The sequence below is a fragment of the Nitrospiraceae bacterium genome (genome assembly GCA_020632595.1).
Taxonomy (GTDB): domain Bacteria; phylum Nitrospirota; class Nitrospiria; order Nitrospirales; family UBA8639; genus Nitrospira_E.
In genome coordinates this window covers 233062-257884 of sequence record JACKFF010000004.1, presented here as the reverse complement: position 1 = coordinate 257884, position 24823 = coordinate 233062, and the positions used below count along the sequence as shown (strand labels likewise).

At 49.4% G+C, this 24823-nt stretch carries 28 protein-coding genes and 2 tRNA genes; 15 read left to right on the top strand and 15 right to left on the bottom strand.

Going from position 1 to position 24823, the window contains the following annotated elements; all coding sequences use genetic code 11:
- Positions 1-80 precede the first annotated feature (80 nt).
- The 10 genes from H6750_10365 to H6750_10320 form a co-directional block, all read right to left on the bottom strand.
- Entirely contained in the window at positions 81-722 is a 642-nt protein-coding gene (locus H6750_10365) for a hypothetical protein (protein MCB9774711.1), read from the bottom strand.
- 73 nt (positions 723-795) lie between these two features.
- A complete protein-coding gene (gene vanZ / locus H6750_10360; GenBank protein ID MCB9774710.1) occupies positions 796-1218 on the bottom strand; it encodes a VanZ family protein in 423 nt (140 codons plus the stop codon).
- A 26-nt stretch (positions 1219-1244) separates the two neighbouring features.
- Positions 1245-1955: a hypothetical protein gene (locus H6750_10355; GenBank protein ID MCB9774709.1), complete on the bottom strand. Its 711-nt coding sequence runs from the start codon at positions 1953-1955 to the stop codon at positions 1245-1247.
- Positions 1956-2062: 107 nt separating this feature from the next.
- Positions 2063-2731 carry a thiaminase II gene (tenA, locus tag H6750_10350; protein ID MCB9774708.1) on the bottom strand — a complete coding sequence of 223 codons (669 nt, stop codon included), beginning with the start codon at positions 2729-2731 and terminating at the stop codon, positions 2063-2065.
- 38 nt (positions 2732-2769) lie between these two features.
- Positions 2770-3423: a thiol peroxidase gene (gene tpx / locus H6750_10345; GenBank protein ID MCB9774707.1), complete on the bottom strand. Its 654-nt coding sequence runs from the start codon at positions 3421-3423 to the stop codon at positions 2770-2772.
- Between the two features lie 112 nt (positions 3424-3535).
- Positions 3536-4423: an alpha/beta fold hydrolase gene (locus tag H6750_10340; protein MCB9774706.1), complete on the bottom strand. Its 888-nt coding sequence runs from the start codon at positions 4421-4423 to the stop codon at positions 3536-3538.
- Positions 4424-4491: 68 nt separating this feature from the next.
- The gene (oadA, locus tag H6750_10335; protein ID MCB9774705.1) at positions 4492-6432 is read right to left on the bottom strand and encodes a sodium-extruding oxaloacetate decarboxylase subunit alpha; all 1941 of its coding nucleotides are present in this window, start codon (positions 6430-6432) and stop codon (positions 4492-4494) included.
- 51 nt (positions 6433-6483) lie between these two features.
- Positions 6484-7902 carry an acetyl-CoA carboxylase biotin carboxylase subunit gene (locus tag H6750_10330; GenBank protein MCB9774704.1) on the bottom strand — a complete coding sequence of 473 codons (1419 nt, stop codon included), beginning with the start codon at positions 7900-7902 and terminating at the stop codon, positions 6484-6486.
- 123 nt (positions 7903-8025) lie between these two features.
- Positions 8026-8922: a substrate-binding domain-containing protein gene (locus tag H6750_10325; GenBank protein MCB9774703.1), complete on the bottom strand. Its 897-nt coding sequence runs from the start codon at positions 8920-8922 to the stop codon at positions 8026-8028.
- A gap of 185 nt (positions 8923-9107) precedes the next feature.
- Complete coding sequence (locus tag H6750_10320) at positions 9108-9401, bottom strand: zinc ribbon domain-containing protein (GenBank protein ID MCB9774702.1); 294 nt, start codon at positions 9399-9401, stop codon at positions 9108-9110.
- Positions 9402-9602: 201 nt separating this feature from the next.
- Here H6750_10320 and H6750_10315 point away from each other — a divergent pair, with 201 nt between their 5' ends.
- The 10 genes from H6750_10315 to H6750_10270 all read left to right on the top strand — a co-directional run bounded on the left by H6750_10315 (position 9603) and on the right by H6750_10270 (position 16317).
- Complete coding sequence (locus tag H6750_10315) at positions 9603-9782, top strand: hypothetical protein (protein MCB9774701.1); 180 nt, start codon at positions 9603-9605, stop codon at positions 9780-9782.
- A gap of 118 nt (positions 9783-9900) precedes the next feature.
- Entirely contained in the window at positions 9901-10104 is a 204-nt protein-coding gene (locus H6750_10310; protein ID MCB9774700.1) for a hypothetical protein, read from the top strand.
- Positions 10105-10174: 70 nt separating this feature from the next.
- A complete protein-coding gene (locus H6750_10305) occupies positions 10175-10609 on the top strand; it encodes a hypothetical protein (protein MCB9774699.1) in 435 nt (144 codons plus the stop codon).
- A gap of 163 nt (positions 10610-10772) precedes the next feature.
- Positions 10773-11810, top strand: a complete 1038-nt coding sequence (hemE, locus tag H6750_10300) for a uroporphyrinogen decarboxylase (protein ID MCB9774698.1) — start codon at positions 10773-10775, stop codon at positions 11808-11810.
- A gap of 110 nt (positions 11811-11920) precedes the next feature.
- Entirely contained in the window at positions 11921-13420 is a 1500-nt protein-coding gene (gene hemG / locus H6750_10295) for a protoporphyrinogen oxidase (GenBank protein MCB9774697.1), read from the top strand.
- Between the two features lie 13 nt (positions 13421-13433).
- On the top strand, positions 13434-13724 hold the full coding sequence (locus tag H6750_10290; protein ID MCB9774696.1) for an acylphosphatase: 291 nt from the start codon (positions 13434-13436) through the stop codon (positions 13722-13724).
- Between the two features lie 84 nt (positions 13725-13808).
- Positions 13809-14324, top strand: a complete 516-nt coding sequence (locus H6750_10285) for an adenine phosphoribosyltransferase (GenBank protein MCB9774695.1) — start codon at positions 13809-13811, stop codon at positions 14322-14324.
- A gap of 366 nt (positions 14325-14690) precedes the next feature.
- Positions 14691-14951 (top strand): TraR/DksA C4-type zinc finger protein, encoded by a 261-nt coding sequence (locus H6750_10280; protein MCB9774694.1) that lies wholly within the window; start codon positions 14691-14693, stop codon positions 14949-14951.
- Positions 14952-15152: 201 nt separating this feature from the next.
- Positions 15153-15833, top strand: a complete 681-nt coding sequence (queC, locus tag H6750_10275) for a 7-cyano-7-deazaguanine synthase QueC (GenBank protein MCB9774693.1) — start codon at positions 15153-15155, stop codon at positions 15831-15833.
- Between the two features lie 55 nt (positions 15834-15888).
- Positions 15889-16317: a cytochrome c gene (locus H6750_10270; protein MCB9774692.1), complete on the top strand. Its 429-nt coding sequence runs from the start codon at positions 15889-15891 to the stop codon at positions 16315-16317.
- 108 nt (positions 16318-16425) lie between these two features.
- Here the strand turns inward: H6750_10270 and H6750_10265 are convergent, their stop codons facing one another.
- From H6750_10265 to serS, 3 genes are all read right to left on the bottom strand, one after another.
- On the bottom strand, positions 16426-18189 hold the full coding sequence (locus H6750_10265; protein ID MCB9774691.1) for a M3 family oligoendopeptidase: 1764 nt from the start codon (positions 18187-18189) through the stop codon (positions 16426-16428).
- 141 nt (positions 18190-18330) lie between these two features.
- Positions 18331-18418, bottom strand: a tRNA-Ser gene (locus tag H6750_10260).
- Positions 18419-18688: 270 nt separating this feature from the next.
- Positions 18689-19972 carry a serine--tRNA ligase gene (gene serS, locus H6750_10255; protein ID MCB9774690.1) on the bottom strand — a complete coding sequence of 428 codons (1284 nt, stop codon included), beginning with the start codon at positions 19970-19972 and terminating at the stop codon, positions 18689-18691.
- A gap of 366 nt (positions 19973-20338) precedes the next feature.
- On the opposite strand from serS, the gene rph reads away from it, so the two are divergent.
- The 3 genes from rph (at position 20339) to H6750_10240 (ending at position 21786) form a co-directional block, all read left to right on the top strand.
- A complete protein-coding gene (gene rph / locus H6750_10250) occupies positions 20339-21082 on the top strand; it encodes a ribonuclease PH (GenBank protein ID MCB9774689.1) in 744 nt (247 codons plus the stop codon).
- A gap of 14 nt (positions 21083-21096) precedes the next feature.
- Positions 21097-21732 (top strand): XTP/dITP diphosphatase, encoded by a 636-nt coding sequence (locus H6750_10245; protein MCB9774688.1) that lies wholly within the window; start codon positions 21097-21099, stop codon positions 21730-21732.
- Positions 21710-21786 (top strand) — tRNA-Pro (locus tag H6750_10240). Before H6750_10245 ends, H6750_10240 begins: the two co-directional genes overlap by 23 nt.
- Before the next feature lie 140 nt (positions 21787-21926).
- Here the strand turns inward: H6750_10240 and H6750_10235 are convergent.
- Positions 21927-22997: a site-specific integrase gene (locus tag H6750_10235; protein ID MCB9774687.1), complete on the bottom strand. Its 1071-nt coding sequence runs from the start codon at positions 22995-22997 to the stop codon at positions 21927-21929.
- 3 nt (positions 22998-23000) lie between these two features.
- Positions 23001-23153, bottom strand: a complete 153-nt coding sequence (locus H6750_10230) for a hypothetical protein (GenBank protein MCB9774686.1) — start codon at positions 23151-23153, stop codon at positions 23001-23003.
- Between the two features lie 120 nt (positions 23154-23273).
- On the opposite strand from H6750_10230, the gene H6750_10225 reads away from it, so the two are divergent.
- Both H6750_10225 and H6750_10220 read left to right on the top strand, forming a co-directional pair.
- Positions 23274-23483 carry a hypothetical protein gene (locus H6750_10225; protein MCB9774685.1) on the top strand — a complete coding sequence of 70 codons (210 nt, stop codon included), beginning with the start codon at positions 23274-23276 and terminating at the stop codon, positions 23481-23483.
- A gap of 46 nt (positions 23484-23529) precedes the next feature.
- A complete protein-coding gene (locus tag H6750_10220; protein MCB9774684.1) occupies positions 23530-24426 on the top strand; it encodes a hypothetical protein in 897 nt (298 codons plus the stop codon).
- The last annotated feature ends 397 nt before the right edge of the window (positions 24427-24823 follow it).

Below are 24823 nucleotides of genomic sequence, written 5' to 3'. Positions count from 1 at the left end.
ACTACGGCTGCTTGAAGTACCTGGAGAATGTTCGAATGTGAGCACCAACACATTTCCATCGAAACTCTAATGGTTTAATCTTACTGGAAAGTTTGGGTTTCCTCTGCTGGGGCTTCTGTTGATGGAGCCTGAACCGGGGAATTTGTAGAAGTAGTATCACCTAAAGACTTATCCCCTGAAGGAAGTGTGGTCGCTGCGGGAGCACAGTTGGTCGCTGCATTAGGATTAAGCGGGTTGACCTGGCAGTTGGTGCCTCCCTTGGCTTCGAAGCGGATGGCTTGATATGTCTTGGCACCCTTGAACATATCCTGGTTATACGGGGTCTCGGTACTGGTACTTCTGACTCCATGAATCTCCTGGCCGATTTTTATAAGCGCAAACTTGTCCCCGGTCATGGGGTCAGTGTAGGCCTTCCGGAGATACCGTTTGGGTGACTTCTTCGTTAATTCTTCAAGCGTTCGCGGCCATTGGTTGGGTCTTGTGGCCCTTTGAATTTCCCAGTCCGCCACAAATCGCTCAATGGCTTTTGCAATACTGGTCCCACGAAATTGTAGCTCAGCCTCTCGATCCCGTTGCATGATGACCGTCCACTGTTGAGTGACTTCCATCGTGGCAATGGACATGACGACAACCAGCATCATGACGAAAAGGTAGGTTACCCCATTCTGGTTCGTCAGAGAAGGCATCCGGCTTTCCCAATATTCCTTGAACGATTTTTTCATTGAGCGATGCTGTCTGAGTGTGGGAATGCAGGCATGAGTTTTTGGACAACTGTGCCATGGGGTTGGGTGAGTGTTACTTGCGGATAGTCAGCCGTCTTCGTCCTTTCTCTGTTATGAGCACCCAACCAAAAATCAAAAATGCGGCGCCAAAAGTATCGGCCACGAGATCTAAAATGTCAGCTTGACGCTGGGGGACAAACCATTGATGGATCTCATCGGAAATCCCGAATGCAATGACGCAGATGATCGCGAGGCCCATATTTCCGGCGTTCGGGGTCGTATATTTTAAGGCGCGATAGAGCAAAATTCCGAGTACGCCATATTCGCAGGCATGTAAAAATTTATCATTTATATTGAAAATAAAGGAAGGGAGGTGGAGCTCTTGGGCAGGATTGGATTGAGAGGAGAGATACACAATACCAAGCGCATAGAGGACAACTGGTCCCCAATACTTCAATATCACGAATGGTTTGGATATGGTTTGGGTCGGAGAAATCTGACACGTCCTTTTTTAAGGGTAGCTTAATTATTCGATGATAACCGGTTTGGGGGGGGGATGAAATACCGTACGGCTTCGATTTCCACGACGGGCAAAATCATCCCGTCCCCTTTCTGATCGTGAGAAAAACTATAGATGAGTGATTCATCGGCAACGAGAGTGCCAAAAAAAAGGACGCCGATGGCAATTTGTTCACCCTTTTGTTGCTGCAGGCGCATGTGTTTGGCCGATTCAAGAGAGGGAATGGCCACCAGATAGTCGGGCAATCGCATGGGCTTAAAGCGAACAATACCCCATGATGTGGATGTGAGTTCTGGGCCAAGGGCCACCAGAAATCCCTGATATTCCGGCATATATCTTCGAAGAAAGCCTGACCACAGAAAGGCAATGGGTTGCTGTAAGATGTTCCTGTGGATAATGCGGGCCTCGTCTCGTGCGCGATTCAATTGGAACAGGCGCTCGCTTTGCTCCGTATGATCCAGGCTCTGTAAGGTGTGCCAATCCGGTGGGTGGCCTTCAAGTTCCTGAAGAAATTCTTCCTGTTCTTTTGGAAGCAGGAGTGGCCGGATATTCCTGGGGATTAGTTGGTGCAAAGACTGGCTTTCCAGTTGGATAAGAGGTTGGATTCCTTTGGCCATGGGCGGTTGTCCGCTAACCTCTTCCGGAAACTGGAGCCCTGCACATAAATTGAATAATGCCAGAAAATACCATAAGGAGTTTTGGCTTCTTTTCATATGTTTGCGATCTCGAAGACGGATGTTGGGTGAAAGAAAACCCAGAGTTTTGAAATGGGTGAATTCGGCCCACGTCATGCTATTAAAAGATAAGCATACCCTATCGCCTATATGGGCCATTTTTCTTCCCGCCAGGCCATATCCCAAAACATCCATTCGTATTGCGAACTGATGAGAAAGGCTTCCTCCATCCTGATTTTTTCTGCCCTGCCAGCGGTCTTCGCGCAGCGGTCGACAACTTCCCGTAACCATCGGGTGACTTCCGCAAATTCGGGTGACCCATAAAGTTGCAACCATTCATAATACGGATGTGAGGGTTTGGGATTTGCCTTTTTCAAAAGGTGGTGCCCGACTTCACAATAGACCCATGCACAGGGCAGGGCTACCACCGTAATTTCCCCGAGTGTCCCGGTTTGAGCCACGCTTCTCATATGCCGACAATACGCATAATTCGTTGGAGACAGGGGGGTGGATCGCATGTCCTTGGGGGAAAGAGCCCATTGTTTTCCATACGATTCATGAAGCCCTCGTTCCACGGTAATCGTGTCTTCAACAAGCTTGGCAAAGCGCAGAGCGGTATCTCCATCCGTCGCTTTGGCCGACCCTAGAGCAAAGACCCTGGCCAATTCTTCCAAATACCTTGCATCTTGCAGGATGTAATATTGAAACTTTTTTGCCGGTAATGTGCCTTTGCCCAATGCCACGACGAAGGGATGTTTTAACTGGGCTGCCCAAATAGGCGCTGCACGATTTCGTAATTGTTCTGAGAACGTCATGAGGGTCCCTGGTGTTTTTTTTGACGTGTATGGTGTCACTAATTTTGTAGAACGGAGCGAGCCACTTGAAATGCTCTATCCATATCCGGCATATGGCCGAGATCCGGAGTGACCTGGAGATAGCGGATCACATTATTCGCATCGACAACCATGACGGCTCGAGCCAGAACATGGGGTCCCTCCAACAGGAGTCCATGGGAAGAACCAAACTCTCCACCTCGAAAATCGGACAGAAATTCAACATTGGTAATGCCCGCTTCTTTCGCAAACCGTTCTTGAGCAAAAGGGGTATCGACACTAATGGTAATCAGTTGCACCTGTTGATCCAGACCCTGGTTTTTCTCACTCAGGTAATGCGTCTGTTGTTCGCACACTTTCGTGTCCAGGGAAGGCACAATGTTGATGATGCGGACTTTCCCTTGGGATTCTTGAATGTCTACGAGTGATAAATCACCCTTTGCCAAGGGGACCGCACGAAGAGTCTCTCCGGCTTTCACTTCAATACCACTCAGCGGCAAAGGGGTGCCCCGAAATAGAATGGTCGAACCCTCTCCTGTTCTGGCGGTTTCCTTGTCAACTGGAATGTTTTTATAGGAAAACGTCTGTTCTGATTGCCCATTAAAGGTCGAACAACCCGGCAATGCAGAAGCCGTTAAGATGAGAAGTAACGAAATAATTGAAATTTTTGACATAATGATGCTCCTTCTATCCCGATCAATGAGTTGAGCTTGAGGTGCTGTGTTGTGTAAAAAATATCATTTTCTTTTAAGTGTAGACTGAGTCGTCCCCTGGAGAATGGTTTCTTCAGGATTTTCGCTCTAAAAATGAGAGAATGTATTGATTCACGATAGTGGGTGCTTCCCATTGTGCAAGGTGCCCGGCCTCTGGGATGACATGCCATTCGACATGAGATAATTGGTCCTTTACCCGTTCCCCGACTTTAAGCGGAAACACCCGATCATGCTCCCCCCACAAGAGGAGGACCTGATGAGAAATCTTTTGTAGCCTGCTTCCATATTGTCCCTCCCATGTCTTGATGTTGTCCATTAAAGAATAGAGGGGGCCAAGAAAGTCGCCCCGTTGGCGATTATGAAATGAACGGTCAATGATAATAGGGGAGATGAGGGCCGAATTATAAATGATTTCTTTGAGAATGTGTTCCGTGGTCCTTTTCCCTGCCATCCAATTTCCTAATTTTGCGAGCCAGAGGGGAGGGCGGTGGTAGAGAAAGCTTTGGTAATGCGGGGAAGCGATACTGTTTTCAACCTGAGCGGGAAATCCCGAAATGAGCACAAGTCGTTCCACACGTTCCGGATAGTCAAGGGCCATGGCCATCGCCAAACCGGCTCCCATGGAATTCCCCACTAAGGTGGCTCGTGGAATGTCGAGGGTATCCATGAATTCCCGAAAAAACTCCAAAAGGTATTTGGGTGTGTATGCCTCTTCCGGTTTATCAGAGAGCCCAGAGCCGAGTAAATCCAGGATGATGACCCGATGCGTGTGGGCCAGAACAGAATATTGATGTTCCCATTGCCACATCGACCCGCCAAATCCATGGATCAGGATAAGCGGTGGACCTTGCCCGACGTCAAGATAGGCAATGCGATGGTTGTTGACTCTGGTGATCTGATAGGGCACACGTTGGATCAGTTCGATACCGGTAGGCAGCACCCTGAGAGAGGAACAACCCAAGATCGTCAAGCATCCTAGCGAGACCATGAAAAGGAGGAATGATCGACAGTGAGAACAGCCCTGCATTATTATTCCAGATGAATCAGAGTTTCATCAGGACTCACTTCATCTCCTTCTTTCACGTAGATGGTGATGACGGACCCGGCAATAGGCGATTGGACGCGATTCTCCATTTTCATGGCTTCGACCACCAACAGGGAATCACCTACGTTGACGCTCGAGCCCTCGGTTACAAGGACTTTGACCACCCTGCCAGGCATGGGTGTTGTCACGTCCCCAGGTTGTGACGGCTTGGGACGTTTTTCCGCCTTTGATGTGTGGGATGGCGGAGGGTCAGGCGAGCCGGCTAAGACTTCTTGAATCGGTTCGAGATACACCTCTTCAAGCTTATCATTCACCTTAATATAATAGGGTTTCACGCCGTCAACCGTCTGTCCGGATCCCGACACGCGAATATGATAGGCTTCCCCGTGAACCGTCACGTTAAATTCTACCGGGGCTAAATGAAGATCGTGAGCCACAGCCGGTCCACTCTCCGAGGAATCATGCAGGGGTTCGGGTTTTAGCTCCCCACGCTCGCGTTCATCAAAAAATTGCAACGCCACTGATGGGAGGAGTGCATAAGAGACAATGTCTTCTTCAGCCATCTCCCGCCCGACGAGTTCCTGTTTTGCATCGTCCAGTTCAGGGTCAAGATTGTCAGCGGGACGACCGGCCACGGGGACGTCGCCTTCCAGGGCTTTTTGCCGGATCTTGGAGTTGAGGGTGCCAGGTGGTTTCCCATAGAGCCCCTGAAAATAGTTTTTGGTTTCATTGGTAATCACTTTATAGCGTTCGCCGGTTAAAATATTTAGCGTGGCTTGGGTTCCGACAATTTGGCTGGTGGGGGTGACAAGAGGGGGATACCCCATGTCCTTTCGCACGCGCGGGATTTCTTCCAGCACTTCTTTGATTTTCCCCAACGCATTTTGCTCGGCCAATTGGGCTGCTAAATTCGAGAGCATTCCACCAGGCACTTGCGAGAGAAGAATGTCAGTGTCGACACCGGTAAAATCGCTTTCAAATTGGCGATAGCGTTTTCGGGCTTTGCGCAATTTATCCGCCGCCGGAGCAATTTGCTCAAGATTCAATTTCGTGTCATATGGCGTGTTGCGCAGGGCGGCAATGAACGATTCGGTCGGCGGGTGGGAGGTGCCGCCGGAAAGGGGAGATAAAGCGGTATCCAAAATATCCAATCCGCCCATAATCGCCATCAGAGCAGACATAGAAGCCATGCCGGAGGTGTAATGTGTGTGCAGGTGAATCGGGACTCGAACCGTGGCCTTTAATCGTGAAATCAATTCGTAGGCTTCAAAGGGAGGAAGCAGTCCGGCCATATCTTTGATGCAAATAGTGTCTGCCCCGAGATCTTCGAGTTGCTTGGCTTGTTCCACAAAATGATTCAGACTGTGAACCGGACTGACCGTATAACAAATGGTCGCTTCGATATGCTTGCCGCACGCTTTCACCACCTCCATAGCCGGCCTGATATTTCTGATGTCATTCAGCGCATCGAAAATCCTAAAGACATCAATGCCGTTTTGAGCCGACAATTCGATGAATTTTTCAAGGACGTCGTCAGCATAGTGTCGATATCCCACAAGGTTTTGCCCGCGCAAGAGCATTTGAAGACGGGTTTTCGGCATGGCCTCCCGGAAGGCCCGTAGGCGCTCCCAGGGGTCTTCCTTAAGAAAACGGAGGCAAGAATCAAAAGTGGCACCTCCCCATACTTCTAATGACCAAAATCCGACTTCGTCTAATTCGGATGCCACGGATAAGAGATCTTCCGTGCGCATGCGGGTCGCCAAAAGAGATTGGTGTCCATCTCGTAGAGCCACATCGGTTAAAAAGACCTGGCGCTTTGGAGATGCTTCAATATCCAGAGCGGGAGCAGCATCCAATTTTGTCCGGGTGGGGACGGGACGACTGGGTTTCCTGCTTTTATCAGAGCGTGCGGTTTTTCGTGACATAAGGAGACCTTTCACATGTTCAACGGGATCACAACGTTATCATGATGGTTGTTATAATCCTTCAAATGCGGCGATGGCTGCGGACAAGGCAATAACCAGATCCTCTGGTTCTTCCGCTTCTTCATATTGGAAGAGTTCTGGATGGCGTTCAAGATAGGAGGTGTCAAATCGCCCGGCTCGAAAATCCGGTTCTTCCATGAGCTTTGTCATAAATGGAATAGTGGTTTTGACACCCCGCAGGACAAATTCTTCCAGTGACCGATGAGTTCGACGAACCGTTTCGTCCCATGTTCGGCCATGAACGGTCAACTTGGCTAACAGAGCATCATAATAGGGCGGGACGGTATAATCTTTGTATACCGCTCCGTCAATGCGAACGCCAACGCCGCCGGGGGATAAATAGGCCGTGATTTTTCCCGAAGAGGGACGAAATCCGTTTTGGGGATCTTCCGCATTCACCCGACATTGAATGGCATAGCCCTGGAGATTGACCTCATGCTGTCCGAAGACCAGAGGACGCCCTGCGGCAATCCATAATTGGGATTGCACAATATCAACGGTGGTGATCTGTTCTGTGACGGTGTGTTCCACTTGAATGCGAGGGTTCATTTCCATGAAATAGTACCGTCCATCGGGATCTAACAGAAATTCCACGGTCCCGGCATTATAGAACTGGGCGGCGCGGGCCATAGCGATGGCCGCTTCTCCCATTTCTGCCCGTAGTCGAGGGGTTAACACAAGTGAGGGGGCGATTTCTATCAATTTTTGATGTCGCCGCTGAATGGAACAATCCCGTTCCCCCAGATGAATCACATAGCCGTTTTTGTCTGCCAGTAATTGAAATTCAATATGATGGGGTCGTTCCACATATTTTTCAAGAAATAATTCTCCGTTTCCAAAGGCTGCCAGAGCTTCACGGGCTCCCGCTTCCATCGCATCTTGTAATTCATCGTCCGAGCGCACGACGCGGAGGCCTCGCCCTCCACCCCCGGCGCTGGCTTTGACCATAACCGGGTATCCCGCTTTATGGGAGAACGTCAGGGCCTCTTCGAGGGTACTCACACTGCCATCTGTCCCTGGAACAACAGGGACGCCAATTTTAATAGCCAGTGCACGAGCCTGGACCTTATCGCCCAGTAGTTCAAGCGAATGGGGAGATGGGCCAATAAAGAGAATGCCGGCTTCTTCGCAGAGCCGGGCAAAATCGGCATTTTCCGCTAAAAATCCATATCCTGGATGAATAGCATCGGCTCGAATACGTTTCGCCAATCCTACAATTTGTCGAGCATCAAGGTAGCCTTGTACCGGGCCTGGACCGACTAAGTACGCTTCATTGGCTTTTTTAACGTAAATAGCCGTGGCGTCACTTTCTGAATAAATCGCCGCCGTGGCAATGCCGAATTCACGACATGCCCGGATGACCCGCATCGCAATTTCTCCTCGATTGGCAACTAAAACTTTTTTTAACATTGGAATCTAGTGTCGTGTCGTCATAATTTGAAATAAATGACCGGGGCAGATAAAGCTCCGGTCTGTTTCATGAGGCTGAGATGGTATCAGAAGATGGACGACCGAATCAGGGTTTCCCGTCAATTATTGACCGGTAATAAGTGGATAAAATTTACCTTTTCGCATCAGGTTTTGGCCTTCCCGTGAAAGGGCAAATTGTTCAAAGGCCAGGGCCTGTGGTGAAGGATGGGTATTCGAAATGAGCATCACGGGTCGTTGGAGTGGATAGCGATTATCCAGAACCGTTTGTACTTCAGGCTCCACGCGATTAATAAACAGAAGATTGATCGCGACTCCATCTTCTTTCGCCCGGAGAGCCGGAGTCATGGATACAAATGTGATGGCCTCAAGATTCCCACTTACCGCTTTAATGGCTTCATCCTCGGTTCCCGCTCGATAGGCGGAGCGCGGAATCCCATCTGGAATGCGTAATGTCTTTTCGAAACCTTGGCGAATATTTTCATTCGTGGTTCGATTGATGAGCACAATTTTGGTTTGAGGGGCTTCCTCATAGACCTGAGACCAATACCGGATTTTTCCGGAAAAGACATCCGCCACTTGCTGAGTGGTCATTTCTTTCACCGGGTTTGAAAAATTGGTTAAGACAGCGACGCCGTCTCTGGCAATTAGGGTAGATCTGAGAGATGGAACCTCTTCTCCCGTGATGCCAATGTCGGCTTCGTTGAGTTCGATCGTTCGAATGGGCTTGGCATTGGGATGCCAAAAAATATCAACGGAAACAGAAGGATGGCGGGACTCAAATTCCGCAGCCAGAATTTCCAGAAGATAACGCTCTGGTCCATTTCCAACGATAAGAATGGTCCCTGAAATCGGAGATGAAGCCGTAGGCGGAGCCTCCGAGGTAGGAGATTCTTTTGAATGAACAGGGGCCAGTGGAACAAGGAATCCCCAGAGTATGCCTATCCCGACGGCAAGAGAAACCTTGCCCAGAATATTGTTACAGAGCCGGGTGGCCGCCATATTCCTTAGGATCCTTAGCTAAGAACAGCCGTTGTGCAAGTGGTCGAAATTACAGAATAAGTTATCACCAAGAATAAAAAACGGGCACATCTTTCCGGTTTATGGAAATAAATGTCAAGGGGGAGAGGAATGGGGAAGCTGGAAAATCTTGGGCGGTCACCATTCAAGAGGCCGCCCAAGCTTCACTATTCTCCTCCGGAGGGTTGGGAATTGGCCTCGGTCGGGGCCGCGCGCTGGCCCATAATTGGGGGGAGCTTGGAAAACTTATCCATTCTTTCATTCAGCATACTATAGGCTTTGCTTTCAGCGAATCCTGGTTTATGTGTACCCACAATTTTCGACGCAAACGAAGACATAATTCGTCGGCTTTGGGTGGTGTTGCATTTTGGGCAAAGGGTTTCTTCGGGTTTTGCGCTCAGGGCTTGCATGGCCTCATACCGATGATCGCATCCTTCACAGACATATTCATACAATGGCATAAGTAACTCCTTTGAAATTATACGAGGATGAACATGAATGGTATCTCCGTCAGAACAAGAGTATATCCAAGATTGTATTGACGTGGCCAATAGCTAATTGAGGTGTTTGTGAAATTGGCCAGAAAAGATTGACGGCAAGTTTATGATTTAACTATAATTTTTCGTTGGTCTTTTTACAGACAATTTTTGGAGGAATGAGTCATGTCGGTGTTAATTCGGAAATTTAAATTGCCCACTGGAATGGTCAAGGAGGAGCGTATTGACGATCCAGATCGCATTGAGCGGTATATGCAGTTTTTTGATAAAGAGCAGCAGGCCAAGCTTGATGCCGGCCAAAAGGTTTTTTTAGACAAAGATGAATGGCAATTTGTTGATAACTGAATTCCTGCAGGGCAGGCTCCCTCTCCGCCATATTCCGGCAGGTTGCTCCCACGTCAGTCTTTGATCGTCTTTGTGAGGGCAGGCTTGGCTCACCACCCAGTGAAGGAGCATCTCGACTATGGGGTATTGGATCCATTTGAAACGATCACTTGATGAAGCGATGATCCATCGGGATCGTTGCCCGGAGGTGCCTTCGGGCCCGCATCGGTCTGACTTTTGGGAGGGTGGGTGGACCGAATATCCGGATAAGGAAACGGCTCTGGAGTATTTGGAGAATACGGAAGCTTCCCTCCAGCTCAGATGTCCCTTATGTAAACCGTAACTCGTGGTTTGGTGTTAATCAGCTCATTATTCCGGGAACAGGATAGTTCCTTTTTTACTCGTTTCTTTGTATGGCTGAAAAATTTGCGAATGCCCGGTGGGTCAAGGAGGGATTTTTAGACAATCGGGTTGTCGGATCCGTTATTGGGCAAATTACCTTTGCCGGGCTTGGGACCGTGGATGTGTATTTAGTTGGTGATTTTGTTGGAGAGATTGCCGGAAAGGTGATTGGTTTTCGTAACCCGCGCTTTTTAGATGATCCTCAGGCAGGAGAATCGTTATATGATTTTTCCGTCCCTCAATTAGGAAAAGTCAGTCTCATGTCGTTTGATCCGCATCCTCTCCTTGAACCTCATCCCTATTTTGAATGGTTTTCTGCTCAGCAACAACATTATCGCATTGAACTGCAGCCTAATGAAGCGTGGCTAATGTCCGAAGTTGAACGAGATGCCGTGGAAATTCAGTCTCAGCGGATCCGAAAAGAGCTAGCCCCTCTCCTGCCGTGACCGGATGCGAGTTTGTGTTGTGGTTTTGTTGACCCAAGGCCAAGGGTGAAATTTTATGGTAATAAGTGGTCTCCAGGAAATTGCTCTGTGCATATGGACCCGTCATGCCTAGCTTGGTCGTTATTGATTGACTCACTCCTTCTCCATTCGTAGAATGCCCGCCATGAATGATCGATTTTTAAAAGCCTGCTTGCGTCAGCCCGTAGACCGAACCCCTGTTTGGTTTATGCGGCAAGCAGGGCGATACATGGAAGAGTACCAGGCTATCCGGCGCAAGCATTCTATTTTGGAGGTATGCAAAACCCCTGAGTTAGCAGCCGAGGTCACGCTTCAACCGATTAATCGCTTTGATCTGGATGCGGCGATCATTTTTGCCGATATTTTGTTGCCTCTCCAGGCCATGGGATTAAACCTGGAATTTATAGAAGGGAAGGGTCCGGTCATTGACAACCCGATACGAGGTGAGATGGGCATTGTGGATCTTCGTCCGGTCGATGGAGAGGCGTTTGCCTATGCCGGAGAAGCCATTCGCCAGGCACTTCAGGCTCTCGATAATCGAGTTCCGTTGCTGGGATTTGCCGGAGCGCCGTTTACATTAGCCAGTTATGCTATTGAAGGCGGCAGCTCGCGTGACTATGCCCGAACCAAACATTTAATGTTTTCGCAGCCGACCGTGTGGCATCAATTGATGTCCAAACTGTCCGTGGTTGTTGTGGAGTATTTACGGGTCCAAAGTCGAGCAGGCGCTCAAGCCATTCAACTCTTTGACAGTTGGGTCGGTTGTTTAAGTCCTGGCGATTATGAAGAATATGTCCTTCCTCATGTTCAAAATATTTTTTCTGCCTTACGGGTTGAGGGGATTCCCCTCATCTATTTTGGAACGGGGACGACCGGACTTCTTCCGCTGATGCGAAAGGCGGGAAGCGATGTGATGGGTGTCGATTGGCGAGTGCGTTTGGATGAAGCATGGGGCACTATCGGGTTTGATGTGAGCATTCAAGGCAATCTGGATCCTATGGTTCTGTTCGCCCCGGAAAAAGAAATTGAGCGTCGGGTGAAGGATATAATGCAGCAAGCTGGGGGCAGACCTGGTCACATTTTTAATTTGGGTCACGGCATTCTTCCTAATACCCCTTTACACAGCGTTGAATTTGCTATTGACTGTGTTCGCCGGTATTCAACGGCTTCTTCACGTGAATGATAGAGCGGTACTTTTCCCCCGTCTGATTTTTTCCCTCCCTCCATGAAAACCTGTTTTTTGCAATGGCTTAGCCACATACAGTCATTTCCTTTTTGATTGCTCGGGACTTCATGATGAAAATTCCATACCAAGTCGTCATTGTCGGAGGGGGGATATCCGGACTGGCCACGGCATATGCTCTCACGGAGGAGGGTGCGAAAATACAGATACCCGTGCAATGCACCGTCGTTGAACGAGAGCCTCGGTGGGGTGGAAAAATCCTGACGCATGTGACAGACAGCTATCTGATCGAAGGTGGACCTGACTCGTTCCTGACTTCCAAGCCCTGGGCTCTAGAATTGTGTCGCACGTTGGGACTTCAGGATCAGTTGATTTCTACCAATCCCCAACATAATCAGACATTTTCATTTTGCCGGGGAGCATTGCGAGAACTCCCACAAGGCTTATTGGCCTTTCGACCCAGACGGGTTGATACGCTTGTCTCCAGCGGGCTCTTAAGCTGGGGGGGGATGCTTCGCATGGCTGCCGAACGGTTTTGGCCAAAACAGAATCCTTGGCCGTCAGACGAATCTTTGGGAGCGTTTTTTCGTCGACGGTTTGGCACTGAGGCCTTTGAATATTTAATCGAGCCATTGGTGGCAGGTATCTATGCCGGGGATGCCGATGAACTCAGTATAGAGTCGACCTTCCCTCGATTCCGCGAATTAGAGCGAGAGCATGGCAGTGTCATTAAGGGAATGCGAAAGGCTTTGGCCAGCCCACCCTCCGCCCCCCGCCCATCCGGCGCAGCCACCAGCATGTTTATGTCGCTTCGAGGTGGATTAGGTGAGCTTATTCAGAGCCTGGTGGAGACATTGCGCAAACGCGGAGTAGAGTTGATGGCAGGGGTCGGGTGTCTGGAAATTCAATCTCCGACCCTGGGGTCCGGGGAATTCCAGGTTATATTGGAGAATGGAAATCGGCTTCCAGCTGATGCGGTCGTGTTGGCCACTCCGGCATATCAGACGGCCCGCTTACTTCGGGCATTTCAACCCGGAATAGCGAGTCTGCTAGATGGGATTCCCTATGCTTCGACCGCGACGATTTCTATGGGCTATCCGGCTGAATCCATTGCTTCACAGATACGAGGATTCGGATTTGTGGTGCCCCACAAAGAACAGCGGCCCTTATTAGCCGCAACCTGGACTTCGTTGAAGTGGCCCGATCGCAGCCGGGCTGGGGAAACTCTGATCCGTTGTTATATCGGAGGTCGAGGGCGAGAGACGGTTGTGGAGCAGGATGATAGCTCACTTGTGACGTGCGTCCGCGGGGAATTACTTTCTATGGTCGGAATCACGGCTGCCCCGACCTATGCTGAAGTCCATCGATGGAGGCAGGGAATGCCTCAATATGTGCTCGGACATCAGGAACGATTGGCTAAGGTTCAGGAACAGTTAGCCCGTTCGCCAGGTCTGTATGTCACGGGAGCAGGCTTGTACGGCATCGGTATCCCCGATTGTATCCGGGAAGGCATGAAGGTTGGAAAGCAAATCCTACCGGACCATGCCCAAAACCATGCAATAAAGAATTCTGGAAGCACAGAATCCGGTGGAATGGGCCAGATTGGATAACGTGGAAGAGCAAATGGAAGCCATTGTTCGGGCTCATGCCTTTGTCAGTGGAAAAGTTCAAGGAGTCGGGTTTCGAGCGTTTGTGCAAAAGCAGGCCAACAAAATGGCATTACATGGTTGGGTGCGAAACCGTGCTGAAGGGGGAGTCGAATTAGAAGTTGAAGGGCCTCAAGCATCAGTTCATACCTTTCTTGAAGCCCTTCACAAAGGACCTCCTCTCTCTCAAGTTCTTCAGGTAACGGTTGACTGGAAAGACCCAAACAGGCAAACTGAAGGGTTTCATGTCCTTCGTACTTCTCTGTAAGGGATTGGGGCATTGCGGATTGGGTAATTCCGATTTCAAAAACGGAACCATTCACCGTCATTATCAAGATTGAGTCGTTATTTCATGAACTATAAAGCACATATTCGTGAGGTTCCCGATTTTCCTAAGCCGGGTATTCTTTTTTATGATATTACGCCCTTATTAAATGATCCTGTGTGTTTTCGTTCCATCATCGATGAGTGCATTCGTCACTATCAGGATGCCGGTATTACCAGAGTGGTGGGAATTGAATCACGAGGATTTATTTTGGGGAGTCCATTGGCCTATCACTTGAAAGCCGGCTTTGTTCCGGTTCGGAAGCCCGGCAAATTGCCGGCCGATGTGTTTGAAGTCAATTATAATTTAGAATATGGTTCGACGACTTTGGCAATTCATCGTGATGCGATTCAAAAGGGAGAGCGAGTGCTTGTGGTTGATGACCTTCTTGCTACTGGGGGAACCGCCGGGGCGACCGTCCACCTGATTCGGCAATTAGGTGGCGATATTGCCGGCGTGGCATTTTTAGTTGAATTGTTGAAGCTCGAAGGACGAAAGAATTTGGACGGGTGTGAGATTCACTCCCTGATTTCGTACGGATAAGTGCCTGGATTTCCGTTTTACGGCATGATGCACTGGTAAGTTGTCTGTAGAAAATAAGCCTCCTGACATGTGAGAGGATGGTTAACTTTGGAAGGAAGAAAGGAAAGTAGTATGGCCGAAAGACCAGTAAAGAAGGAAACAAAAACAACGGCCTCAGCCGGCACAAAAAAAGGTCCTGCAAAAGGCCCATCAAAAGCCACTTCCCCAACTCCCGCATCCCGGAAGTCGGCGAAAGCTCCAACAGAAGATCGTCATGTCGCGTTAAAGGAAATTCTTTTGGCGAAACGAGAAGCGCTGATTCAAGAAATCAAACAACAGCTTGGACAATCAGTGACAGAAGAACAACAACGACGGCTGGAAGCCGCCATGGATAGCGGGGACCAGGCGCTGGTGGATTTGGATCGCGAAATGGGAATTTCGCTCCAGGAAATGCGAAACCGTGAACGACAACTGATAGATGACGCCTTGGAAAGTTTGGATGAAGGCACCTATGGCGTGTGCGCGGAATGTGGTGGAGAGATTAATGAAAAGCGTTTGCAAGCGCTTCCGTTTGCCCGTTTATGCGTTGAGTGTAAATCCAAACGTGAACTGATGGAAAAAATTGAACGATCGGAGCAGCGGCAATAATTATCAGGTTGGCCTCTTCTGTTCTTTTACCGTGTGTAGCTGGGAATGGCATACACCCATACAATTTGGCAATGGCCTTTTTTGCCTTTACCCATCCTACCTTTCACAATTGAGCCTGTGACCGACCATTCCTTTACAAAAAAGTCCAGATCCACTTGATAGGCGGGAGAAAAGGGGTTCAAGAACGGCTCTCGTAAGCTCATGTCAAAGATTGTTGTTCTGGCAAGTGGCGGGTTGGATTCGACGGTGACGGCTGCCATTGCCAAATCAGAAGGATATGAGCTGTATTTCTTGACTGTCGACTATGGACAACGTCATCGAACGGAAATCGCCTGTGCGCAAAAAATTTCTGACTATTTTCAGGTCAGAGAACACAAAATTGTTCCATTGGACTTGCGCACCTTTGGTGGATCCGCGCTAACCGATCAGATTCCCGTCCCCACCAATCGAACCCCACAGGATCGGGAGCAGCAGATTCCCGTTACCTATGTTCCCGCCAGGAATACCATTTTCTTGAGTTTGGCATTGGCCTATGCCGAAGTGTTGGGTGCTTCCAACATATTTTTTGGGGCCAATATTCGTGACTATTCCGGCTACCCGGATTGCCGACCGGATTTTATTCGAGCCTTCAAGGAGGTGGCGCGTCTTGGCACACGATTGGGATTGGCAGGCCAACCGGTCGACATTCTCGCTCCGCTGCTCTTTTTGAGCAAGCGTGAGATAATCCAAAAAGGCCACGCTTTAGGAGTGCCTTTTCAATGGACGAATAGTTGTTATAATCCAGGTCTACAAAATCAGCCGTGCGGTCACTGTGATAGTTGCGTGATTCGTCAAGAGGGATTTAAGGAGGCACAACTTCCTGATCCGTTACTCGCCGGATAAAGTGGACCGTGGCCTCGTCTGATTGCGAATGAGTCTGGTATAAAGGAACGTGGATATGAACAAGCAACCAAGACAAATACTTCTCAGAGGTGTGGCAGGGGTTTTTTGTTGGTTTGTTGTTGGATGTTCCGAGAATGGGACGAGTGCCGGGCAATCCTCTCCTCCCGCAACCATTGCGCAAGTATCGACCGAGAAAGACCTGCCAACAGAATTCAAAGAGGGCGAAGAAAAATTCAAAGCATTTTGTTCTCCTTGCCATGGAGTGCAGGCGGTGGGAACGGCTCAAGGTCCCCCTTTGGTGCATAAAATCTATGAGCCCAGTCACCATGCGGATTTCGCTTTTCAACGGGCTGCGGCTCAAGGGGTCAAAGCCCACCATTGGAAATTCGGGAACATGCCGAAGATCGAAGGCGTGACGGCAGATGACGTCACGCAGATCATTGCATATATCCGGTGGCTCCAGCGCCAGGCTGGAATTTTCTAGACAGTACCGGAGGTTGCCCGATTCAGCCGCCTTCCTTATGGGACATCATTGCGCCAACACTGACTTTGATTTGCTCCCACCGGTTTAACACGGTTGGAGCCAAATCTTTTACGGCATACTTCGTTCCAGTTCATTGACCAACCCCTGGATCCGTGTAAATCCTGCCTGCCAGAATGCCGTGGAGTTGATGTCCACCTGTAGGGGTTTGAGCAGGTCTTGAGGACTGGCCGACCCACCTCCCGACAGCAATTGTAGATATCGCGGGACGAACGAGGGCCCTTCTGCCTGATAGCGTTGAAACAACGACAGCACTAACAGACTGCCAAAGCTATAGGCGTAGCAATAAAATGGACTGGAGTAGATATGAGGAATGGCGAGCCATTCCCATTGAAACTCCTGGTCCACGGGTAGGCGAGGCCCGAATTGCTCTCGAAGGAGGGTTAGGTAGATTTGAGCGAGGGCATCAATGGTCGCGCCTTGTTGAACCATGTGATGCGCTTGCCGTTCAAATTGAACAAAGTAGGCCTGTCGCATAATGGTGGCATAGGCATCGTCGAGTTGGTCGACAAGGAGTCCCGCCCTGATTTTGGGGTCCTTTTCCTGTTGCAAAAGCAAATCCGAAAGCAGGTGCTCGCCAAATACAGAGGCCGTTTCCGCAAGTGGGAGCGACGAATGAAACGTGAAGATGGAATGCTCCCTTGCCATCATCGCGTGGACGGCATGACCCAGTTCATGCGCCAACGTTGAGACATCACGGGGCTCTCCCGTGAAATTCACCAGGACATAAGGAGTCTGCGTGGGGAGCACGCTATAACAAAAAGCCCCCCCCATTTTGCCCGGTCGAATCGCAGCATCAAGGTGATTCTCTTCAAGAACCCGCTTCGCCCGTTGGGCCAACTCCGGTGAAAAGGCTTGATATGCTTCCATCACCAGCTCTTTCGCCCTGGCAAAAGAATATTTGGATTTCTTCGCGGCGAAGGGCGCATACAGATCGTAACGTTGAAACTGTTTTATCTTCAGGAGCCGTCCCTTTAACCGAAAATATTCCTGGAAGATGCCGGCATTCTTTCGGCAGGTTTTGAGCAGAGCATCAACGGCTTTTTCGGGGACATCATTGGTGACATTGCGCATGGCCATGGGAGAAGCGTAATGCCGCAAGGTGAGCCCTTCATTGCACCAATCCTGAACAAGGCTTTTATACATTTCGCCAAGGACATCCCGGTGTTCACCATAGACTTTGAAGAGCGCGTGGTAGGCTCCTCGACGAACCGAAGCCAAGGGATGCCGGACATATCCCATCAGTTGTTCACGGGTCAGACGGGTCGTCCGGCCTTTCATTTTCATGGAAAATGTCAAACTATTCGTGGTGACGCCATACAATGTTTCGAGGGCCTGACGCCCGGTCGTACTCTTAATGGTTAAAATCCGTTCCTCAGATTCACTCAAGGTATGCGGTGTGAAACGAGTTAGGGTTTCCAGGTGATACCGAAACCGCTCGGCTTTTGCGGTCAGCCGGGCCGCGTTGGTGGGATCGAGGCTTTGCCACCAGAGGTCAAGAAACACCAGGCGATTGGAACAGTCTGTCAGTCGGTTTCGTACCTGTGTGTCAAATGCCCGGGCTTCTTGATTTTTCGTATTTTCTGAAAACCATAAAAACGAAAAGGCCCGCAACGTCGTCATGTGCTCGGTGACGGTTTCGTATTGCTCCCAGATTGTTTTGAACCGGGCAACAGAGATATCGGGAGATAACTGCGGTCTAGTGGCCTCGAGTTCGGAAATAAGCGAGTCAAGTGTTTTGGTGATCCGCTTGAAGTCTTTGGTTGGATGGCGCAAGAGACCTTGAAGGTCCCAGGATGGAAGAGTCTTCGACATGTGTGCTCCTTTTTGAGGATAAAGCGAAAAGTAGATTCTATTTCGAAGAGTGGTTGTGTCCTCCTGCGCTAAAGCTTCTGCGGACAGCCTTCGCTCTCTTCTGTGCTCGCCAGCTGGTCGTAGTCTTCTGTATTTTTATGCTGGCGGAGGGGGTGGGATTCGAACCCACGGTCGCTTTCACGACGCCGGTTTTCAAGACCGGTCTATTCGACCACTCTAGCACCCCTCCGAATTATTTAGCGTCAAAAACCTGAGGATTGTTTGGTAGGACTCATTCTCACCCAATTGCGGCCCTAACTCCAACGATCTGACAAGACGTTCCGTTTGACACGGTATGCAATAAATCTCACAAGGCTTATCTCCATGCACGCTTATAGTAGCCGACTGTGGCAGGAATGTGAACTGTGCATAATGAAATTTGGTGGGAGCCTATGAAGAATTTTTGTATCATCCATGAGCTCGAAGATCTCAAATGGGGATTGGTTCATCAATATTTCACTTATGGAAAAGCAACCGGACGGATGACGTTAACTCCCTTCATATAGGGTTGCAAGGCTTCAGGAATATGCACGGTCCCATCGGCTTGCTGGAAGTTCTCCAAAATGGCGACCACCGTTCGCCCAATGGCCAGGCCTGAACCATTGAGTGTATGGAGGAATTGAGGTTTGTCCTTTTTAGAGCGAAAGCGGATATTGGCTCGACGGGCTTGAAACGCTTCAAAATTACTGCAGGATGAAATCTCCCGATACCGTTGTTGCGAAGGAAGCCAGACTTCAAGATCGTATGTCTTTGCGGCAGAAAATCCCAGGTCACCGGAGCATAATGCGACGACACGATAGGAAAGTCCCAATTTTTGAAGAATGGATTCCGCGGCTTGGGTCAGGCGTTCCAGTTGGTCATAGGAATCTTCCGGACGAACAAAGTTGACGAGTTCCACTTTTTGGAATTGGTGCATGCGAATCAGGCCTTGTGTGTCCTTACCATAGGACCCGGCCTCCCGTCGAAAACAGGAAGTATAGGCCACAAGGCGTAACGGGAGTTGCTCTGCGTCCAGGATTTCCTCTCGCAACAGGTTGGTGACGGGAACTTCAGCCGTAGGGATGAGAAAGAAATCTTCTTCCGGAAGATGAAAGAGATCTTCTGCAAACTTGGGTAACTGGCCGGTTCCGGTCATGGAGGGCCGGTTGACGAGCATGGGCGGAAGCACTTCCGTGTAGCCATGTTCCTGGGTATGGCAATCAAGCATGAAATTGGCCAGCGCTCTTTCCAAAAGCGCGCCTACGCCCATCGACACGCAAAATCTGGCTCCGGCAATTTTCGTGGCCCGTTTGAAATCGAGAATGCCGAGGGCTTCTCCCAGGTCCTGATGGGATCTGGCGGGGAAGGAAAATTCCAGAGGGGTGCCCCATTGTCGCACCTCAACGTTCTCGTGTTCGTCCTTCCCCGGCGGAACCGATTCGTGAGGAATATTGGGAATTCTGAGGGCCTGGTCTTGTAATCGTTCTTCGGTGGTGCGCAATTCCACGTCCATGGTCTGGATGCGGTCGCGAATTTCCCGAAGAGCGGTTGTGGCATCCTCGCACGGTTGTTTGGTACGCTTCAATTCGGCAATCTGATCCGATCCTTTTTTGAGCTGGTGGCGAAGCTCCTCGGTTTGGGAGATGAGGACACGTCGTTGGTCCGCTAAGGTCTGGACGGTTTCCCAGGGAATATCGCCAGCCCGGGCACCGAGTTGGGAGCGGAGAGAGTCGAGTTGGTCGCTAAGGATTCGGATATCGTGCATGGTGGCCTGGCAGGGAGACCGAATCTATCATGAGTCCTCATCGCAGTCAATGAATACAAACCGGAAAACCCTTGTCATTTCGGTCGGAGCCGAGCATCCATGCCCTATCTCTTTCCTCATGAAGACGTGTTTGTCGTCCTGGTGAGTGTGATCATTGCGGGATTGCTGGTCTTTAGATGGTATGTCGTTCAGGATCGTAAAAAATGATTCAGCTGGCTATCAAAGATTCAGGATGCAGAGTGTACGTCATCGCCATCCCAATAGATCAGCTATTCTTTCAACCGTATATGGCGAACATGTATGGTGCATTTGTGTTTTGCAGGGTCCCTCTTTATAATTCAATCCCTTTTTTTAATGTGAGGAATAATGTTACCGACACTTGGAATCCCGCGTACAGATAATCGACGGGCGGATGAACTGCGGCCTGTCAAAATTACCCGCCCTTTTACCAAATATGCCGAAGGGTCGGTGCTTATTGAAATGGGAGAGACGAAGGTCGTGTGTACGGCCTCGGTGGAAGAAAAAGTTCCGCCTTTTTTACGGGACAAAGGACAGGGCTGGATTACTGCTGAGTATGGGATGTTGCCCCGTTCAACCCATGACCGGATGTCCCGTGAAGCCAGCAAAGGCAAGCAGGGCGGGCGAACCCTGGAAATCCAACGGCTGGTGGGACGCTCGCTCCGGGCTGTCACGGATATGCATCAAATGGGAGAACGCTCCATTTGGATTGATTGTGATGTGATTCAGGCTGATGGGGGAACACGGACCGCCTCGATCACGGGCGCCTATATTGCTCTGGCCGATGCCTTTTCGACCTTGAAAGAAAAAGGTCTGATCAAACAGTGCCCCCTTCTGGATTATTTGGCGGCCATCAGTATTGGAAAGATTGCCGGGGAAATCCGGTTAGACTTGTCCTACGACGAAGACTCTCAAGCGGACGTGGATATGAATCTCGTCATGACCGGAAATGGGCGGATGGTTGAGGTACAGGGAACCGCCGAACAATCTCCTTTTTCCAAAAAAGATCTGGATGAGTTTTTGGCGATGGGATGGGAGGGCATTCAACGCTTAATTACCTTGCAGAAGGAACTCATCGGCTCTATTGCCTGAGTCGGATACGGGTAATGGTCATTGATTCGTTAGTTCTGGCAACCGGGAATCGGCATAAAGTTAAGGAAATTCAATCTATTCTCAATGATGTGGGCATTCGCATGCTAACCTTGAATGAATTTCCTGATTTTCCGGCTGTTGAAGAAGATGGGCTCACCTGTCAGGCCAATGCCGTGAAAAAGGCCGTGGCCACAGCCAAATATACCGGACACTGGGCCTTGGCTGACGATACCGGATTGGAAGTGGATGCCTTACAAGGACGTCCTGGGGTCTATGCAGCCCGATACGCCGGGGAGCATGCCACTTACGAGGACAACTGTCAAAAACTGTTGCAGGAATTACACGGGGTGCCTTCAGATCAGCGAACCGCCCGTTTTATCACCGTGGTGGCGCTGGCCAATCCGGATGGAGAGACAGAAACCGTGGAAGGCGTGTTAGAAGGAATTATTACCCAGGAGTTTCACGGGACGGGTGGATTCGGGTACGATCCGGTATTCTATGTTCCTCAAATAGGAAAAACACTAGCGGAGATGACCTTTTCAGAAAAAAATCGAATAAGCCATCGCGCTCAAGCGGTGACCAATGCCAAGAGTCTTCTCACCACACATCGTCATTTAGCACAAGAGTCGGGGCGTAGCGCAGCCCGGTAGCGCGCCTGCTTTGGGAGCAGGATGTCGGAGGTTCAAATCCTCTCGCCCCGACCAATAAAAACAACCGCTTACGCATTTTTCGCTTCCTCAGACTCTGCTTTGGTGGCAATTGGAGAGCCAATTCCAACCGAACCCTTCCCATCGTTAGCCTGATCTTCAGTGGCAACCTTCAGGCCACCTGTAACTGGCTTCCCCTAACTTGCCACGCCTTCGACTGCCGCTCGCAAGTGTGTGGGAGAGAGGTGGGCATACCGTTGAACCAAGGCCGTACCGCTATGCCGGAGCAGGGCAGCAATGGTGCTGTCACTCTGCCCATTCATGGCCAATCGACTAGCAAAGGTATGCCGCAAGGTGTGCCAGGTAACCCCTTCCAGTTTGGCTTCTTTGACCGCTGGCCGAAAGATCCGCCCGTAGAAGTTGTAGCTATCCAAATGACTCCTCTTAGTCTTGCGACTCCTCTGGATCTTGCTCGGAAAGACCCACACGGAGTGTTCCCAGGAGGGAAAGGCCCTCAACAATGTTTTGGCTTCTTCGTTCAACGGGACATATTGCGCCTTGCCAGATTTCGTCTGCGGCAAAGAGATGAATCGTTGTTCCATGTCAACGTTGGTCCACCGAAGGGAAAAGAGTTCATTCTTTCGCAGCCCCGTCAATATCGCCAGCCGTGCCCATGTGGCATAGGGTTGCCCCAACGCTTTCAGCAAAGCTGCTTCTTCCATCATAGTAAGGAAACGGGTCTTACCGTGCCCGGTTTTGGGCATCGTGAATCGAGAAAACGGGTTCTTCTCGACCTTGCTGTCCCGAACCGCCAGATTCAGGGCATGCCGCAAGAATTTCAAGTAGTGCTTGATGGTCTCGGCGGCGTACCCTTTTCCCACCAATTTCTCTTTGGCCTCATCCAGGTCCGATGGGGTAATGTGGGACAACTGTTTTCCGGCCAACCGCGTTTTCCACCATTCTCCGTAGCGGCGTTCTTCATATTGTGTTTTGGCACTCTTGCCCGATACCGACAATTTTCCTACATACTGATCAATCCAATCAGTCGCGAGAGGAGTGCCTTGCTGGTGGTACCGCTCAGGGAAAAACTGTCCCTCGCGTTGTTCTCGCTTACACTTTTCATAGAATTCCCGTGCCATGGTTTTCGTCGTGAACGGACCAAACCTGTTCCCCTTCCCATGGTGAAACAGGCGCACATACCACAACAGTTTCCCTTGAACATTGGGTTTAGAATACAACCCTCGGTCTACTCGGCCTTTGCGTGCCATTACCTATCCCCCTTTCTTCATCTCAGGTGGATTCAGTTCTCGCTCCAACAGTGCCCGGATAAACCCGCTGGCTGTGTAGCCCTTGGATTTCAAAGCGTCCAACTTCCGCTTCATGGACACAGGCAAATGGATCAATATCTTCGTCATTGTGGCCATCAGTTAACCTCCATGAGTTATTTGATTTTTTTGATACATATATATCTTTGTAACATATTATATAAAAGTAGGGCAACCTCTATCGACGAATAAATAGCTCCGTGATATGATTCCGGCCCTATGGTAGCGAGACGAGGAAAAGAGAAGGTAGAAGAAACGACGGCCTTAAATCTTCGGGGTATCCCCGTTGACACCTATTATCGCCTCAAAATGGCTGCCGCTGCCGAACACAAGTCGGTGAAGGACTTACTGCTTGAGTTGATTGAAGGAAAAATTCAGGAGTTGGAAAGGAAGGGGATGCTGCCGAAAGGGAAGATGGGGGTTTCATAAAAGAATATGGTCCTGACGCACCACGTTCCCCCCAGAAGGTCAGCCAATGGGATTTGAAATAGCAAGCGAAGTCGAGCAGTTAATTGATGCCGTGAACTTGCTTGGGTCTGCCATTAAGTCACTCAAGCAAGAACCTTCTGGGCATGAATACATCTACCCCATAACCCTGTCGTTTTTTTCCGCCCTTTTCGGTGTTTTATTGGGTTATTTAATTGTTTGGTTGCAAGAAGAAAATAAAAGGATAAAAAAGGCCATTGATGATGCTAATTTCTGGATCTTTGCAGCGTCAGACTGCTTTTCCAATTTATCTTCAATAAAACACAAATATATAGATTCATTAACTGACGAACCCCTTCAGCGATGTCTTATAAAAGTTATTCCCTTCCACTTTCCGGACTTAGATGTGAACGTCACCAATCTGGCCTTTATTGCACCTAAGACCCATCCCCCCAATACACCTGTTGGAGAACTAGGCTTTGATAGTATAACCCCAATCAACGCCATGTTCCGAAACTATAACATTTTACTGGCCCAATGGAGGCATAGGAATGAGCTCGTTCGCCCATTGCTAAAAAAAATTATAGACGAACACCACACAGGAGGTAACAGAGCAAGGGTTTCGCAAGTGGAAATTTTGAAAAGTATTGGCCCCATAAAACTTGCCGATTTGATTTCGGAAACGGAACAGGCCATTTCACGTACCGATGAGAATTTACAGAAATTAAGTGACTTCCTCGCTGAATTTCCCAGAATTGCAAAAACCGCAATTGTTAATAGCTCGAAATATTATTCAATTCGTGAAGCCTTAGGATTTAGAATATCTATAATCAAGATCAATCAAGACCCCACAAAATTGGAGCGGATATTAAAAAGAGTTCCCGTGGACCCAGAAAAACTAAAGGTCCGCACTTCTTACGTACAACCAATTGTAGAAACAATGTGACATCGAATTGGTAAAAAGCAAAACTTATTCCTCATAGAGATTTCTGGTATACCTGACTTCTCATGGGGTTGGGTTTTGGTGTGAGCAGAAGCACCTTCCCCTTCCCAGGGATAGGCACTAACATTCTAATCTGATTGACTCTGGAATAACGGGAACCTCCCGTTGTTACGTTTCTCACCTGCGGAGAAGGCTGGGGGTCATCCCGGCCTTTTTCGTTTTGTGTCTTCCATTACCCCTGTTTTGATGGCTGGTTGATTTTTAAGCTGGAAAGCGTAAAGTAGCCACAACTCCTTGGCCGGAAGGCCTTACAAGTTCTTAGCTTTTACTTTGTATGGTCACTATTAACCCAAAAGGAGAAACAAGAGAAATATAGTCATGAAGATCAGAATACTATTAA

Bases quoted from the DNA above. Each gene is read 5' to 3' on its own strand.
- H6750_10310 (MCB9774700.1), top strand. From the start codon at position 9,901: ATGGGGTATTGGATCCATTTGAAACGATCACTTGATGAAGCGATGATC.
- H6750_10225 (MCB9774685.1), top strand. From the start codon at position 23,274: ATGGTAGCGAGACGAGGAAAAGAGAAGGTAGAAGAAACGACGGCCTTA.
- H6750_10330 (MCB9774704.1), bottom strand. From the start codon at position 7,902: ATGTTAAAAAAAGTTTTAGTTGCCAATCGAGGAGAAATTGCGATGCGG.
- H6750_10230 (MCB9774686.1), bottom strand. From the start codon at position 23,153: ATGGCCACAATGACGAAGATATTGATCCATTTGCCTGTGTCCATGAAG.
- tenA (MCB9774708.1), bottom strand. From the start codon at position 2,731: ATGACGTTCTCAGAACAATTACGAAATCGTGCAGCGCCTATTTGGGCA.
- H6750_10355 (MCB9774709.1), bottom strand. From the start codon at position 1,955: ATGAAAAGAAGCCAAAACTCCTTATGGTATTTTCTGGCATTATTCAAT.
- H6750_10320 (MCB9774702.1), bottom strand. From the start codon at position 9,401: ATGCCATTGTATGAATATGTCTGTGAAGGATGCGATCATCGGTATGAG.
- serS (MCB9774690.1), bottom strand. From the start codon at position 19,972: ATGCACGATATCCGAATCCTTAGCGACCAACTCGACTCTCTCCGCTCC.
- tpx (MCB9774707.1), bottom strand. From the start codon at position 3,423: ATGTCAAAAATTTCAATTATTTCGTTACTTCTCATCTTAACGGCTTCT.
- H6750_10305 (MCB9774699.1), top strand. From the start codon at position 10,175: ATGGCTGAAAAATTTGCGAATGCCCGGTGGGTCAAGGAGGGATTTTTA.
- oadA (MCB9774705.1), bottom strand. From the start codon at position 6,432: ATGTCACGAAAAACCGCACGCTCTGATAAAAGCAGGAAACCCAGTCGT.
- H6750_10290 (MCB9774696.1), top strand. From the start codon at position 13,434: ATGGAAGCCATTGTTCGGGCTCATGCCTTTGTCAGTGGAAAAGTTCAA.
- queC (MCB9774693.1), top strand. From the start codon at position 15,153: ATGTCAAAGATTGTTGTTCTGGCAAGTGGCGGGTTGGATTCGACGGTG.
- rph (MCB9774689.1), top strand. From the start codon at position 20,339: ATGTTACCGACACTTGGAATCCCGCGTACAGATAATCGACGGGCGGAT.
- H6750_10365 (MCB9774711.1), bottom strand. From the start codon at position 722: ATGAAAAAATCGTTCAAGGAATATTGGGAAAGCCGGATGCCTTCTCTG.
- H6750_10245 (MCB9774688.1), top strand. From the start codon at position 21,097: ATGGTCATTGATTCGTTAGTTCTGGCAACCGGGAATCGGCATAAAGTT.
- H6750_10285 (MCB9774695.1), top strand. From the start codon at position 13,809: ATGAACTATAAAGCACATATTCGTGAGGTTCCCGATTTTCCTAAGCCG.
- H6750_10325 (MCB9774703.1), bottom strand. From the start codon at position 8,922: ATGGCGGCCACCCGGCTCTGTAACAATATTCTGGGCAAGGTTTCTCTT.
- H6750_10265 (MCB9774691.1), bottom strand. From the start codon at position 18,189: ATGTCGAAGACTCTTCCATCCTGGGACCTTCAAGGTCTCTTGCGCCAT.
- H6750_10220 (MCB9774684.1), top strand. From the start codon at position 23,530: ATGGGATTTGAAATAGCAAGCGAAGTCGAGCAGTTAATTGATGCCGTG.
- H6750_10235 (MCB9774687.1), bottom strand. From the start codon at position 22,997: ATGGCACGCAAAGGCCGAGTAGACCGAGGGTTGTATTCTAAACCCAAT.
- H6750_10315 (MCB9774701.1), top strand. From the start codon at position 9,603: ATGTCGGTGTTAATTCGGAAATTTAAATTGCCCACTGGAATGGTCAAG.
- H6750_10270 (MCB9774692.1), top strand. From the start codon at position 15,889: ATGAACAAGCAACCAAGACAAATACTTCTCAGAGGTGTGGCAGGGGTT.
- hemE (MCB9774698.1), top strand. From the start codon at position 10,773: ATGAATGATCGATTTTTAAAAGCCTGCTTGCGTCAGCCCGTAGACCGA.
- H6750_10280 (MCB9774694.1), top strand. From the start codon at position 14,691: ATGGATAGCGGGGACCAGGCGCTGGTGGATTTGGATCGCGAAATGGGA.
- hemG (MCB9774697.1), top strand. From the start codon at position 11,921: ATGATGAAAATTCCATACCAAGTCGTCATTGTCGGAGGGGGGATATCC.